The sequence below is a fragment of the Streptomyces sp. NPDC004610 genome (assembly GCF_040609715.1).
Classification (GTDB): Bacteria; Actinomycetota; Actinomycetes; order Streptomycetales; family Streptomycetaceae; genus Streptomyces.
Window position 1 is genome coordinate 163,017 of record NZ_JBEXLA010000019.1, and the last position, 13,812, is coordinate 176,828.

The window sequence follows — 13,812 nt, forward strand, 5'->3', positions numbered from 1 at the left end:
GCCCGTTCCCGTAGACGGACCCGCGCCCGCGCCCGGACACGGGTGAGCGGTGGGGCGGTGACCCTGTGCCGAAGGCCACCGCCCCACCGCTTCCCGGCGCTGCTTCCCGGTGCGGGCCGGTGCCCTACCGCTTGACCGCCTTCTTCAGGGCCCGTGCCCGTCGCACCACCCGCCGCGCGGTGGAGTTGTGCGGCAGGAAGGACAGCCGCTGGGGGATGCCGCCGGGCAGTCCGAGCATGGTCAGCCGGCGCCGCTTGAAGTACGGCTGGAGCCGGGGCCCGTAGTGCTTGCCGAGGAATCGTTCAGCCGCTCCCCGCAGGTCCGGGTAGACCTGCGGCTGCATCGCGAAGCTCATGGCGGCGATCAGCCCCTGGAGCCGCTCGGGCGGCAGCACCTCGCCGTCGTCCTGGGGACCGTCCAGCGCCGGTACCAGCGCGTGCGCCAGCGCCACCGGCACCCGGTTGCTGTTCTGGAACGGGGCCAGCCGTTCCAGCAGCAGTTCGGTGCCGACCCGCGCCACCGGCAGGTCGTAGAACGCGGACGCGGTGAACAGCGCGGTGGAGAAGCAGCCGACGACCAGCGCCGGGCGGGCCTTCTCGTACAGCACCTCGGCGAGGACCGGGGTGTCGACCACCGTCAGCCGTACGTCCAGCTTCGCCGCCTCCTCCTCCAGCGCCAGACCGAAACTCGCGGGCGCGGTCGGATGTGGCTTGAAGACGATCGACCGGTGCCCGCGCGCGACCGCCCCCCGCATCATCCGCAGATGGAGCTGCTCCTCCTCGGCGGGGGAGAGGATGCCGAGGGCCGAGAGGTACTGGCCGAGCAGCAGCGCCGAGTTGTCGGGGACGTCGGGCAGTTCACCGGAGGTCAGCTCGCCGAGCACCTTGAGGAACGCCGGGGTCGGCACGGTCTCGGCGGGGACGCCGAACTCGGTCAGCAGGGTCGGCTTGAGGCCGGGCACCAGATCGAGATGGAGCAGCCGCAGCACCCGGGTGCCGACCAGCGGGTCGATCTTGTTGCGGGTGGGGCCGTAGCTCATCAGCCCGTCGGCGTAGGCGTGCACCGCGCAGCCGGTGAAGATCTGGGCCAGGGAGAGCGCCGGGTTGACCTGGAGGGACTCCATGACCAGCGTGATCCGGTCGTCCTCCATGTCCCACAGCAGCCGGAAGTACCGCTCCAGCAGCGGCATGTCGTCCTGCCGGGGGGCCCAGGCGCCGGGGTGGAACGGCCGGATCGCCTCGTTGAAGTCGAGCACCTCGTCGAAGTGCGGGCGCAGCGAGGCGAAGCCGGGCATCTCGTCCACGGCCGGGGTGGTCTCCGGGGTCGCCGAGTTGTTGAAGACCAGCAGCACCCGGCGGTCCGGCTCGGTGAAGCAGTCCGACTCGACGGCGGCGGCGAGGGTGGCCGCGCCGTACAGCGTGGAGACACAGAAGATCTGCGTGGTCCGGGGCGTGGTGGTGGGGGAGGACATCAGGCGACCGCCTTCGCGGAGGTGACCCGGCGCCGCAGCCGGCGCAGCTTGGTCGAGCGGTTCAGGTCCATGGTGTCGAGCACATCGCCCAGCATCTCCTGCGGCATCCGCTTTATGGCCGCCGCGCTCATCGCCCGCAGTTGCTTGGCCACCGGCGGTTCGAACTTCTCGATCTCGGAGAGGTGGTGGGCGATGATCGCGCAGTAGGTGCGCACCGCCTTGGGCAGCAGCTTGTCCGCGTCGCGGTCGGCGGCGGTCTCCTCGATCACCTCGTCGAAGGCCCGGATGAAGTCGAGCTGGCGGACATCACCGATCTGGGTGAGCGAACTCGCCACCCCCCGGCGGTAGAAGACGCCCAGCAGATTGACCACGGCGAAGGACTCCGCCTCGCGGTGCAGCTGCCAGATCCAGGGCCGGTCCTCGGCGGTGCGCAGTCCGTCGGTGAAGTGCAGCAGGCCCTTGTCCAGCAGCCGGCGGTGGTAGGCGCCGGCCCAGGCGTAGGCGTAATCGACGGAGGTGGTGCGGTCGGCGGGGAGGATCGCCTCGCGGGGGTTCAGCACCGTGTCGCGCAGCCCTACGGGGACGCGGTGGACGGAACGGGCGCGCGCCTTGGCCTGTACGTGATCGGTCCGGACGAAGTCGCAGCCGAGGTGCTCCAGGGCGCCCACCAGGTCGCTCAGATACCCCTCGGCGAGCCAGTCGTCGCCGTCCAGGAAGGTGACGTACTCGCCGGTGGCGGCGTCGAGCCCGGTGTTGCGGGCGGTGGCGAGTCCGCCGTTCTCCTGGTGGCGGATGAATCTGACCTGGGCGAGGCCGGAGAGGTCGTCGGCCGCCCGTTCGAGGATCGCCGGGGTCTCGTCCTTCGAGCAGTCGTCCACGAGGACGAACTCGAAGTCGCTCCTGGCGTTCATGCGAAGACTTCTGAGGGTGTCCGGGGCGTACTGCTGCACGTTGTAGAACGGCACGATCACGGAGAGCTTTGGCACCTGCGAGAGCCTAGAAGACCGTTTTGCCGGGTAACTTTCCGGTGCGGGTACGGAGGGTGAACTGGATGTGTCGGAACGGTGCATCCCGTGTACTTTCTCAACTGTGGAGGGCTGGTTCGGCTTACGGTGGGCTGCTGTTAACTTTTTGTTATGTCTCGGTTGGGCTATAACTCGGAATCGGTTCCTAGCGTCTTGGCTGTGCCACCAAGTACGCCACTCAGTACAACGAAGCCCCCACGGATCGCAGTACTCGCCGATTCGGACACCCGCTGGAAGTGGGGTGCCCTGACCGCGCGCCGTATCGCGCCGGGCGCGTCCATGGAAACCGCAGGCGGTGACGGGCCGCAAGTCCCGCCGACCCTGGACGGCTACCTGCTGCGGGGCCGCGCGACCCCCACCGCGCGCCAGCTCGCCGAGGTCGGAGTACCCGCCGACTCGCTCCGCGAGGTCACGGCTGTGGAGTTCCTGAGAATCATGGCGCGGGAGCCGTACGACATCCTGGTGCTGTCCCTGGTCGGCGGTGGCGTCCAGGCGATGCTGCACGGCCTCGGGCGGGCCTGGGCGGACCGCCGCGACCGGCCCGTCGTCGTCACCGGCTATGTGGGCGTCGTCTACGAGAAGCTCGCCGACGGACTGCTGCTGCGGCACGGCGCGGACCTCGTCCTCGCCAACTCCCGCCAGGACGCCGACCGCTTCCGCGCGGTGTACGAGGGCGTCGGCGCCGACCCCTCCGCGGTCACCGAGGTGGCCCTCCCGTTCCTCGGCGGCGCCCCCCACCCCGGCGACCACGACCCGTACACGGTGGTCTTCGCCGCCCAGCCCTCCGTCCCCGACAGCCGCCGCGACCGCACCTATCTGCTGGAGCGGCTGATCCGGCACGCGCGGACCCACCCGGACCGCCGGGTGCTGCTGAAACTGCGCTCCCGGCCCGGCGAGCACACCACCCATATCGAGGAACTCCCCTACCAGAAGCTGGCCGAGCGCTTCGGTGAACTGCCCGCCAACTTCGAACTGGTCTACGGCAACATGGGCGAGGTCCTCGACCGCACCGATCTGCTGGTCACCATCAGCTCGACGGCCGCCCTGGAGTCGCTGCACCGCCGGATCCCCACCGTCGTCCTCACCGACCTCGGCGTCCGCGAGACCCTGGGCAACCACCACTTCGTCGGCTCCGGGTGCCTCGCCTCCTGGGACCAGCTCGACGCCCGGCACCGGCCCACCGCCAACGAGGACTGGGTCTCCCGGCAGGGCGTCTGCGCCGACGGCAGCTACCCGCACGCCTTCGACGCGGCCCGCGAGCGGATCACCAAGCTCCTCGCCCGCCCCGACGGACTCCCCCCCCTCACGCCGTACTACACCCCCGCGACCGCGCCCGGTTATCTGCCCGGCATCCTCGCCCGCCACCACCTCGGCCCCGACGGCAGCCCGCTGCCGGGCGCCCCGGCGCACGACAAGGAACCCGGCCCCGTCCGGCAGATAGTGCGCCGCGCCGCACGCGGCGCCTACCGGCACGGCGTCCAGCGGGTCGCTCCGGTCATCCGGCGGATGGGGGAGCTGTGAGCCGCACCGATCAAGGAGCAACACCCATGTCCCAGGCACAGACGGGCAACGGCGCGACGAAGCGCCGGGTGCTCGCGGTGATTCCCGCCCGCGGTGGTTCCAAGGGGGTGCCCGCCAAGAACCTCGCCTCCGTCGGCGGGGTCCCGCTGGTGGCCCGCGCGGTCCGCGAGTGCGCCGGCGCCCGGCTGGTCACCGATGTCGTGGTCTCCACCGACGACCAGGCCATCGCCGCCGCCGCCCGCCAGGCCGGCGCCGAGGTGGTGCTGCGCCCGGCCGCCATCGCCGGGGACACCGCCACCTCCGAGGCCGCCGTCCTGCACGCCCTGAACGCCCACGAGGCCCTGCACGGCACCCCGGTGGACGTCGTCCTCCTCGTCCAGTGCACCAGCCCCTTCCTCCTCCGTGAGGACATCGACGGCGTGGTCGGCGCGATCCTGCACAACGGCGCCGACACCGCCGTCACCGTCGCCCCCTTCCACGGCTTCATCTGGCGCAACGCCGACGACGAGGCGTCCGACCTGGGCGCCGAGCCCACCGGCGGCTACGGCGTCAACCACGACAAGGCGTTCCGGCCGCGCCGCCAGGACCGCCCGCAGGACTTCCTGGAGACCGGCGCCGCCTACGCCATGGCCGCCCCCGGCTTCCGCGAGCACCAGCACCGCTTCTTCGGCCGCACCGAACTGGTCCGCACCGACCCCGCCCGGGTGCTGGAGATCGACGACCCGCACGAGCTGGCCCGCGCCCGCGCCCTCGCCACGATCTTCGACGCCGACCGCCCCGGCGCCCTGCCCACCGCCGACGACATCGATGCCGTCGTCCTCGACTTCGACGGCACCCAGACCGACGACCGGGTGCTGATCGACTCCGACGGCCGGGAGTTCGTCGCCGTGCACCGCGGTGACGGCCTCGGCATCGCCGCCCTGCGCAAGAGCGGCCTCAAGCTCCTCGTCCTCTCCACCGAACAGAACCCCGTCGTCGCCGCCCGCGCCCGGAAGCTCAAGATCCCGGTCCTGCACGGCATCGACCGCAAGGACCTCGCCCTCAAGCAGTGGTGCGAGGAACAGGGCATCGCGCCCGAGCGCGTGCTCTACGTCGGCAACGACGTCAACGACCTGCCGTGCTTCGCCCTCGTCGGCTGGCCGGTGGCGGTCGCGAGCGCCCACGACGTCGTGCGCGGCGCCGCCCGCGCGGTCACCTCCCTACCCGGCGGTGACGGCGCCATCCGGGAGATCGCCGGCTGGATCCTCGGTCCCTCTCTCGACACCCTCGACACCTAAGGAACCCCCCCCTGTCATGAGCATCATCCCCGCCCCCTCCGCCCACTCCCGCGTCCGCTCCTTCGGCACCCGCGAGGTCGGCCCCGGCCGCCCCGTCTACGTCTGCGGCGAGATCGGCATCAACCACAACGGTGAGCTGGAGAACGCCTTCAAGCTGATCGACGCCGCCGCCGAGGCCGGCTGCGACGCGGTCAAGTTCCAGAAGCGCACCCCGGAGATCTGCACCCCGCGCGACCAGTGGGACATCGAGCGCGACACCCCCTGGGGCCGGATGACCTACATCGACTACCGCCACCGCGTGGAGTTCGGTGAGGCCGAGTACCGCCAGATCGACGCGTACTGCACGGAGAAGGGGATCGACTGGTTCGCCTCCCCGTGGGACACCGAGGCCGTCGCCTTCCTGGAGAAGTTCGACGTCCCCGCCCACAAGGTGGCCTCCGCCTCCCTCACCGACGACGAGCTGCTGCGCGCCCTGCGCGCCACCGGCCGCGCGGTCATCCTCTCCACCGGGATGTCCACCCCCCGCCAGATCCGCCACGCGGTCGAGGTCCTCGGCTCGGACAACATCCTGCTCTGCCACGCCACCTCCACCTACCCCGCGAAGGCGGAGGAGCTGAACCTCCGGGTCATCAACACCCTGGAGAAGGAGTACCCGAACGTCCCGATCGGCTACTCCGGCCATGAGACGGGCCTCCAGACCACCCTCGCCGCCGTCGCCCTCGGCGCCACCTTCGTCGAGCGCCACATCACCCTGGACCGCGCGATGTGGGGCTCCGACCAGGCCGCCTCCGTCGAACCCCAGGGCCTCCAGCGCCTGGTCCGCGACATCCGCACCATCGAGGCGTCCCTCGGCAACGGCATCAAGGAGGTCTACGAGTCCGAGCTGGGCCCGATGAAGAAGCTGCGCCGGGTGCAGGGCGTCGTGGCCGAGGCGGAGATCGCGGCGGCGGCGGGCGAGCCCGTCCAGGTCTGACAGACTCACCTCCTCCCCCTTTTCCTCCTCCCTTGGACGGTCGTACGAGGATGAGCCCCCGCGCCACAGTGCCCGGCCCCCGCTCCGCCGAGCAGCACCGCACACTCGCGTTCGTCGAGAGCCCGGTACAGCTCCTCAATGTGCTGGAGTGGGCGCACCGGCACGCCCCCGGCGCGGGCCTCACCCTCGTCGTGCTGTCCCCGGTCGACCCCATGACCCGGGGTCAGCTCCGCCGGATGGCCGAGCTGGCCCGCGACGAGGGCTACGAGGTCCGCTGGGAGGAGGCGAGGGGCGGCAGCACGGCCCCCTTCCAGACGGTCGGCGGCCTGATGGGCCCCCTCCGCAAGGCGGACCGCATCGTCATGGGCGACCCCTTCTCCCGCTATGTCCAGCTCCTGCTGACCATCACCCGGGCCCGCGATCTCGTCGTGGTCGACGACGGCACGGCGACGATGGAGTTCGTCACCCAGCTGGCGCGCGGGGAACGCCTGGTGCGCTGGCACCGCAAGGGCAGCCGCCAGGGCCCGAGGGACCTGATGTTCGCCCCGGTGTCCTCGGCGGCGAGACGCAGACTGACCCCCGAACCCGACCGCCGCGTCGAGATCTTCTCCTCCATGCCGATCGAGGAGATCCCGGACGGGGTCACGGTCACCGCCAACGACTTCGCCTGGACCCGGGCCCGCTTCGGCCCGCCCCGCATCACCAAGGGCGCCGACCTGGTCGGCACCTCCCTGGTGGAGACCGGGGTGGTGGACGGCGAGCGCTATGTGGACGCCGTCCGCACCCTCGCCAAGACCCACCACGCCGCCCGCTACTTCGCCCACCGCCGCGAGAGCGCCGAGAAACTCCACCGCCTCCACGCCGAGACCGGCCTGGAGATCGTCCGCCCGGAACTCCCCCTGGAACTCATCGCCCGCCGGGGCCCGGTGGGCCGCACCATCCTCAGCTTCCCCTCCACGGTCGTCCACACCCTCCCCCTGGCCCTCGCCGGTACGGAGGTCAAGGTCGCCGTCTGCGACATCGACCCGGCCTGGCTGACCGAGAACGCCTCACCACGCGCCCAGGGTTTCCTGTCCGGGGTGACGGGGACGGCCCGGGACGTCCACCGACTGTCGACGGAGGCGAGCCCGGCGTAGGGGGGTTGTCTCGGCCGAGGCGGGCCCGGCGTAACCGGCGGGCCCGGCACAGGCGGACTTTCCCGGCTGAGGCGGGCCCGGCGTAGGGGTCTCCTCGGCCGAGGCGGGCCCGGCGTAAAGGGTGGCGGTCGGCGCCCCTGAGGTGACTGTCGTCAGCCGCGCAACCGTCCCTCTCTCCCCTCCCGCCCCTCCCGCTCCTCATGCGCCCGGATCTCCGCCTCCGCCGCCGCGAACGTACCGGCGTACCAGACCCCCCGATGCGCGGCCGACCACGAATGGGAGGCCAGGCGGGCGGCGCAGCGGCCGGTGAAGACCGGCATCACCTCGTCCATGAACAGCACCAGCGACCGCCGCCCCGCAGCATCGTCGGCGAACCGGGTGATCTGGTGCAGGATCGCGCCGAAGCCGCCCGACGCGGCCCAGTACCGCTCCAGCGCGTCGAGCGCGTCGGCCGGGGTGCCGACCGTCACCCCCGGACTGGCCAGAAACGCGTCGAAGTCCCCGTACCCGACCGTCGCCGCGCCCCCCTCGATCACCTCGTCCGCATGCTCCGCCCACCGCCGGAAACCGGCCTCGACCTCCTCGATGGCCTGGTCCCGGCTGGGCGCGAGATGGAACGGGGCGACCAGGCGCAGCGCCGAGCGGTCCATGATCCGGCCGTGCTCCGCGGCGGCGGCGAGCGCGTTCGCCCAGTTCACGGAGAGCACGTCGTAGCCGGGTCCGGTGGCCGCGGCGAGGCAGAGCATGCCGATGCCGTAGCGCCCGGCGAGCCGGCCGCCGGAGGGGGTGATCGCGCTGGCCACGGCCAGCTCGGGCCGGGGCCGGGTGTAGGTCCCGAGCTGGAGCCGCGCGTCCCGCAGCACATACGGACCCGTCCGCCCGCTCACCACCTCCCCGTCCAGCAGCCGTACGACGACCTCCAGCGCCTCGGCCATCCGGGCGCGCTGCTCCCCGGCGGGGACGCCGAACATATGGGCGTCGCCGGGCAGCAGTCCGGGCCCGAACCCGAACATCGCGCGCCCCCGGGTCTGATGGTCGAGCTGGACGATCCGGTCGGCGACGGCGAGGGGATGGTGGAACGGCAGCGAGATGACCCCGGTACCCAGTCTGATCCGCCGGGTGCGCTCGGCGGCTGCCGCGACAATTAATTCCGGTGATCCGACAATCTCCATTCCGCCGGAATGGTGTTCGCCGATCCATGCCTCGTCATATCCGAGGCGGTCCAGGAAGGTGATGAGGTCGATCTCCCGCCGGATCGCGAGAGCCGGATCACCGGTCAGCGGAAGCGACCAGGGGGGCGTGAAAACCCCGCACCGCACATCTAATTTACGCACGACGATCGAGCGTATCGACGCCGGTCCTGCGGAACAAGAGGGCCTGATCTCGGCCCGAACTCGGCCTGATCTCCGGTGAAGATTCCCGAGGGAAATGGTGAAGCATTCCGGTGCCGAGGGATGATCACCACCCTTTTGGCGGCAGAGAGGATCAGGGAGTTCCGCCCGGTTGGCCACTCGGCATGGCACTCGCCGAAATCCCCCGCCCATTAATACGATATTCCCTCCTCTCCCACCGACTGGCGCCTCTGACCTGCCCTGATCTACCCCAAGGCGCCCCGACTTGTGTCACCACCCCCCTCTCAAGGAGCCCTCTGCCATGACGCCCCCCTTTACCGGAGGTCGTGCGCCCGGCGCACTTCCGATCGCCGGGCACGCCCTGCCCCTGGTGCGGAACGCCGTTGAATTCCTGGCCTCACTGTCGGAGTACGGAGATCTCGTGGAGGTGCGGCTCGGCCCGACCCGTGCGCATGTGCCCTGCCACCCCGAGTTGGTCCGGCGCATTCTGGCCGACGACCGGACCTTCGACAAGGGCGGCCCGTTCTACAAAAAGGCGAGGGAATTATTCGGCGACAGCATCGGAACCTGCCCGCAGTCCGAGCACCGCGCCCAGCGTCGAATGCTCCAACCCGCCTTCCACCGCGGCCGGATCGCCCAGTACGCCGCCGTCATGCAGGAGGAGATCGAGGAGCTCACCCGCTCCTGGTCCGGCGGCGAACGCATCGACTGCTACGCCACCATGAACCGCCTCACCCTGCGCACGATCATCCGGACCCAGTTCGCGGCGCACGCCGACGACGAGACGGTGGAGACCCTGCGGGAGGCGTTCGAGACGCTGAGCGCGGGCTTCTTCCAGTGGATGTTCTTCCCGGAGGCCCTGTACCGGCTGCCGCTCCCCGCCCATCAGCGCCACCGCCGGGCCCTGGCCGCCCTGCGCGGCACCGTGCGCCGGATCGTCGCCGACTACCGGCGCGACGACGAGGACCACGGCGACCTGCTCTCCCTGCTGATCGCCGCCGGGCTCGGCGACACACAGATCGAGGAGCAGATCATGACGATGCTGGCCGGCGGTTCGGAGACCGTGGCCACCACGCTCACCTGGGCGCTGTATCTGCTGGACCGCCACCCCGAGGTGTCCCGCGCGCTGCGCGCCGAGGTGGACGAGGTACTGAACGGCCGCGCCGCCGGCTGGGACGACCTCCCCTCCCTCCCCCTCACCGAACGGGTCGTCCGGGAGACCCTGCGGGTGCAGACCCCGGCGTGGCTGTTCACCCGGGCGACGACCGCGCCGGTGGACTTCGGCGGGGTGGGGCTCCCGGCGGGCGCCCCGATCCTGATCAGCCCCCCGGCCGTCCATCTCAACGCCCAGGTCTTCCCGGACCCGTACCGCTTCGACCCGGACCGCTGGCTGCCCGAGGCCCGCGCGGCGATGCCGAGGGGCGCGTTCCAGGCGTTCAGCTCGGGCGCCCGCAAGTGCATCGGCGATGTGTACGGGCTGACGGAGGCCATCATCGGCCTGGCGACGATCGTGGGCCGCTGGGACACGGCACCCGTCGCCGGCGCGGATCTGCGCCCGACCCCTCTGATGGCCCTGAACGTCCCCCGCCGCCTCCAGTTCGAGCTGACACCCCGCGTCTCCCTGCCGACTGCCCCGGTGAACTGAAGGGAATCGCACGGTGGTCGCCGTCGACGATGACCGAGGTGTCCAGTCCACCCTCCACACCCTGCGGGACGCCGTGGCCGACGAGATCGGCTGGCGCTGGCCCGCCGCCCCGGACGGCATGGCGACGCTCCACCACTACGCCATGCTCCCCCCGGGCAAACTCCTGCGCCCGGTCCTGCTCCTGTGCTCCGCCCTGGCCAGCGGCGCCCCCCTGCACCCCGTCGTCCCGGCGGCGGTCGGCTTCGAGGCGGCCCATGTCGGCAGCCTGCTCCACGACGACATCATCGACCAGGACGGGGAACGCCGGAACCGCCCCGCCGCGCACACGGTGTTCGGCCCGGCCAGGGCGATCATCGCGGGCAACGCCCTGTACTTCGAGTGGTTCGCGGCGCTCACCGAGTGCGCCCGGCGAGGCATCCCGGCGGACCGTGTCGTCCACGCCCTGCGCATCCAGGCGGCGGCCGGGACGCGGGTCTGCCGGGGCGCGTACGACGAGATCACCATGACCGGGGCGATCGACAGCCCGGTCGAGGACTACCTCCGGATGGCCGAGGGCAAGACGGCGGTGCTGTTCGAGGCGGCGTGCCGGGTGGGCGCGGTGCTCGCGGGCGCGGAGCGCCGGACGGTGGACGGCCTGGGCCGCTTCGGCCACCACCTGGGCATGGCCTTCCAGATGCGCGACGACCTCCTCCCCTACGACGCCCAGCCCTCCACCCCCTCCGGCAAACCCCAGATCAGCGACCTGCGCAACCGCCGCCCCACCCTCCCGATCCTCCTGGCCCACCACACCGCGGGCCCCACCGACCGCGAAACCCTCCGCCGCACCCTCCTCGACACCGACGACCCCTCGGCGGCCCTGACCGCCATGCGGGCGCTGGTGACCCGCCTGGGCGCGCTGGACGCGGCGCGGGAGATGGTCAGCAGGGAGGCGGACCGCGCGTGCGGGGCGCTGTCCCGCGCGGCCCCCGGGCAGCCGGCGTACACGGAGGTACTACGGCACACGGCACGGGCTTTGACCGAGGGCGCGGACGAGCCCCGGGCGGAGGAGGACAGACGCGAATGAACCCAGCACCGAGCCCCTCGCATCCCGCGAACCCCCTGGATCCTCCGCACCCGGTCCTCTCCCACATCATCTGCCCCATCCCCCACACCCCTCCCCTCCGGGCACCGGAGATCGAGAAGCACACCCTGGCGTGGTTCGCCCGCTTCGGCTTCGGCGGCACCGAACCGGAACGCCGGATGCTGACGGCCTGCGCCCCCGCGCACTGCGCCTGCATGGTGACCCCGGACGCCCCCGAGGACCTCCTCCGCTTCTCCTCCGCCTACATCGTCTGGGGCCTCCTCTTCGACACGTTCCTCGACCACGGCGACATCCCCGACCGCAAACGCAACTACGCCCTCCTGGCCCCCCAACTCGTCCGCACCCTCAACGACCCCTGGCGCACCCCCGAGGGCCTCCACCCGGTGATCCTCCTGATGCGGGACATGCGCCTCTACCTGGAGGGCCGCGTCGCCCCCGCCCAACTCCGCCGCTGGGTGGACTCCCACTCCCGCTATATGACGGGCGTGGCGCGCGAACTCCTCGACGCGGAACGCGGTGTCCTCCCGACCCTGGACGACTTCCTCTACCTCCGCATGTACACGGCGGCAGGCGCGGCGGGCGCGGCCCTGGTCGACCTGTGCGGCGGCCCGGACCCCGACCCCGCGGAACTGGAGACCCCGGCGGTCCACGCCCTCACCGACGCGGCGTCGATCGTGATGTCCCTCTTCGGCGACCTGGGCTCCGCGCCGAAGGAGGGCCCGCTGGACTACAACGTGGTGAACGTCATCGGCGAGGAACTCGGCTGCTCCCGCCCGGAAGCGATGACAGAGGCGGTCCACCTCTGCAACGCCATCGTGGCGTACTTCTGCACGGCGAGAGAGGCCCTGCGACCGTCCCTGACCCCGGCGACCCGGAGGTATCTGACGGGGCTGGGGGGTCTGATCCGGGGGGTGCTGGACTGGTCGGACCTGGTGCCGAGATACCGGGAGCATCCGGCGTCGGACCGCCCGGACATGAGCCGCCCGGCGCGGATCGATCCATGGGGTCTGCCGTCGATCGGGTGGTGGCCGATGCCGACCGAATAGCCGCCCCAAGGCCCTCACGACTCAGTCGACATCGACCCCGCCCCCATCCACGTCCACGTCCACATTCCAGTCCGGTGCGTCCCCCCGCCCCCGGCTGCTCGTGGATGCCGCGCGGGGCGGCGTCGGCCTGAACTGCTGCCGCCGCAGGGCCGCGAGATCCCGGGCGGTCGCCCGCGCCAACTCGGCGTCGGCGACGGCCTGGCAGTGCCGGTTGAAGTCCGGCCAGCGTGGGGTGAACGACTCCGGCCAGGTCAAGGCGGCCCAGAGACACAGCACCGGCCAGCCGAGCACGGGCAGCGTGGCCCAGAACTCCGCCTCCTCGATCCCGCCGGGCGCCGGGGCGCCGGAGAGCCCGCCGTGGAGCCCGGCCCCGAGGACCACGAGGAACCCGAGCCAGATGAGTCCGGTGCGCTGGGATCCGTGGTACTGCGTCAGGGGTAGGGCCCCTTCGGTCACGCGCGCCCGGAACGCCGCGAAGTCGCTGTCGCCGGGGACCTCGTACAGCCGTGTGCCGGTGTCTCCTCGTGCCCGGAGCCCTTTCACGAGGGCGCGCAGAGCCGGGTCCTCCGGCATGGGCGTGGACGCGACGGCGGTGACCGTCCCGTCGTCCGACACCTCGGCGACCCCGTCCGCGAGGAGCCCGGCGAGGGCGACCTGAGCCGCGTCCGGCATCCAGCGCGCCCGCTGGTAGGCCGCCTGTACGGGGGAGACGCCTGCCGCCATGGCCCGGCGGATGACCTCGCGATCGGGCCGGGCGCTCCGCCGTCGCAGGACGCGCAGGGTGAGGTCCACGAGGAGGAAGGCGAGCAGCCAGGCGGTGAGGATCAGTTCGGACTCGGGGGACCAGAACATGGGGAGTCGGCTGCCTTTCCCTGGGTGGATGAGGGCGCGCGATTGCTCCGGAGGGGGTGGATTTCGATAGCCTCCCGGCTCCCTACCACGATTGACGGGAGATCGGCATGCCGCGATGGGCTGCTCTGCGGGCTCACGCGTCCGAGGTCCCGTTCTTGAGGGCTTGGAGGAAGGGGGCGAAGGCGGCGGGGCCGATGCGCAGGGTGGCGCGGGTGGGGGTCTTGGAGTCGCGGATGGCTATGTGGGAGGCGCGGGCCGCGATCTCGACGCAGTCGTTGCCGTCGTTGCCGCCGGAGTACGAGGACTTGGTCCAGCAAAGGCGAGTGCTCATGCCGCTCCTAGGAGTTGTCTTCAATTGTCACGCCCACATCAGGAGCGATGCGAGGGTGACGGCTGCCTGGTAGGACTCGGCGGTCTTGTCGTAGCGGGTTGC

12 protein-coding genes are annotated in these 13,812 nt (G+C 71.6%); 7 read left to right on the top strand and 5 right to left on the bottom strand.

What is annotated here, in order from left to right; all coding sequences use genetic code 11:
• Window positions 1-124: 124 nt before the first annotated feature.
• Both ABZX40_RS22225 and ABZX40_RS22230 read right to left on the bottom strand, forming a co-directional pair.
• The gene (locus tag ABZX40_RS22225; RefSeq protein ID WP_355740711.1) at window positions 125-1,471 is read right to left on the bottom strand and encodes a polysialyltransferase family glycosyltransferase; all 1,347 of its coding nucleotides are present in this window, start codon (window positions 1,469-1,471) and stop codon (window positions 125-127) included.
• Window positions 1,471-2,457 carry a glycosyltransferase family 2 protein gene (locus tag ABZX40_RS22230; protein WP_355740709.1) on the bottom strand — a complete coding sequence of 329 codons (987 nt, stop codon included), beginning with the start codon at window positions 2,455-2,457 and terminating at the stop codon, window positions 1,471-1,473. The genes ABZX40_RS22225 and ABZX40_RS22230 overlap by 1 nt, the downstream gene beginning before the upstream one ends.
• A 198-nt stretch (window positions 2,458-2,655) precedes the next feature.
• On the opposite strand from ABZX40_RS22230, the gene ABZX40_RS22235 reads away from it, so the two are divergent.
• The 4 genes from ABZX40_RS22235 to ABZX40_RS22250 are packed head-to-tail and all read left to right on the top strand — an operon-like array spanning window position 2,656 to window position 7,403.
• Window positions 2,656-4,017: a DUF6716 putative glycosyltransferase gene (locus ABZX40_RS22235; RefSeq protein ID WP_355740707.1), complete on the top strand. Its 1,362-nt coding sequence runs from the start codon at window positions 2,656-2,658 to the stop codon at window positions 4,015-4,017.
• A gap of 26 nt (window positions 4,018-4,043) precedes the next feature.
• The gene (locus ABZX40_RS22240; protein WP_355740705.1) at window positions 4,044-5,294 is read left to right on the top strand and encodes an N-acylneuraminate cytidylyltransferase; all 1,251 of its coding nucleotides are present in this window, start codon (window positions 4,044-4,046) and stop codon (window positions 5,292-5,294) included.
• A gap of 16 nt (window positions 5,295-5,310) precedes the next feature.
• Window positions 5,311-6,267 carry an N-acetylneuraminate synthase family protein gene (locus tag ABZX40_RS22245; RefSeq protein WP_355740703.1) on the top strand — a complete coding sequence of 319 codons (957 nt, stop codon included), beginning with the start codon at window positions 5,311-5,313 and terminating at the stop codon, window positions 6,265-6,267.
• Window positions 6,268-6,317: 50 nt separating this feature from the next.
• On the top strand, window positions 6,318-7,403 hold the full coding sequence (locus tag ABZX40_RS22250; protein ID WP_355740701.1) for a hypothetical protein: 1,086 nt from the start codon (window positions 6,318-6,320) through the stop codon (window positions 7,401-7,403).
• 152 nt (window positions 7,404-7,555) lie between these two features.
• Here ABZX40_RS22250 and ABZX40_RS22255 read toward each other — a convergent pair whose 3' ends face one another.
• Window positions 7,556-8,737: an LLM class flavin-dependent oxidoreductase gene (locus ABZX40_RS22255; RefSeq protein ID WP_355740699.1), complete on the bottom strand. Its 1,182-nt coding sequence runs from the start codon at window positions 8,735-8,737 to the stop codon at window positions 7,556-7,558.
• A gap of 319 nt (window positions 8,738-9,056) precedes the next feature.
• Here ABZX40_RS22255 and ABZX40_RS22260 point away from each other — a divergent pair, with 319 nt between their 5' ends.
• From ABZX40_RS22260 to ABZX40_RS22270, 3 genes are read left to right on the top strand one after another with little or no spacing between them, the layout of a single operon-like run.
• Window positions 9,057-10,400 carry a cytochrome P450 gene (locus ABZX40_RS22260; RefSeq protein WP_355740697.1) on the top strand — a complete coding sequence of 448 codons (1,344 nt, stop codon included), beginning with the start codon at window positions 9,057-9,059 and terminating at the stop codon, window positions 10,398-10,400.
• A 13-nt stretch (window positions 10,401-10,413) separates the two neighbouring features.
• Complete coding sequence (locus ABZX40_RS22265) at window positions 10,414-11,463, top strand: polyprenyl synthetase family protein (RefSeq protein WP_355740695.1); 1,050 nt, start codon at window positions 10,414-10,416, stop codon at window positions 11,461-11,463.
• A complete protein-coding gene (locus ABZX40_RS22270) occupies window positions 11,460-12,527 on the top strand; it encodes a hypothetical protein (RefSeq protein WP_355740693.1) in 1,068 nt (355 codons plus the stop codon). Before ABZX40_RS22265 ends, ABZX40_RS22270 begins: the two co-directional genes overlap by 4 nt.
• 21 nt (window positions 12,528-12,548) lie before the next feature.
• Here ABZX40_RS22270 and ABZX40_RS22275 read toward each other — a convergent pair whose 3' ends face one another.
• Window positions 12,549-13,379 (bottom strand): hypothetical protein, encoded by an 831-nt coding sequence (locus ABZX40_RS22275; protein WP_355740691.1) that lies wholly within the window; start codon window positions 13,377-13,379, stop codon window positions 12,549-12,551.
• Between the two features lie 133 nt (window positions 13,380-13,512).
• Window positions 13,513-13,710: a DUF397 domain-containing protein gene (locus ABZX40_RS22280; protein ID WP_355740689.1), complete on the bottom strand. Its 198-nt coding sequence runs from the start codon at window positions 13,708-13,710 to the stop codon at window positions 13,513-13,515.
• Window positions 13,711-13,812 lie beyond the last annotated feature (102 nt).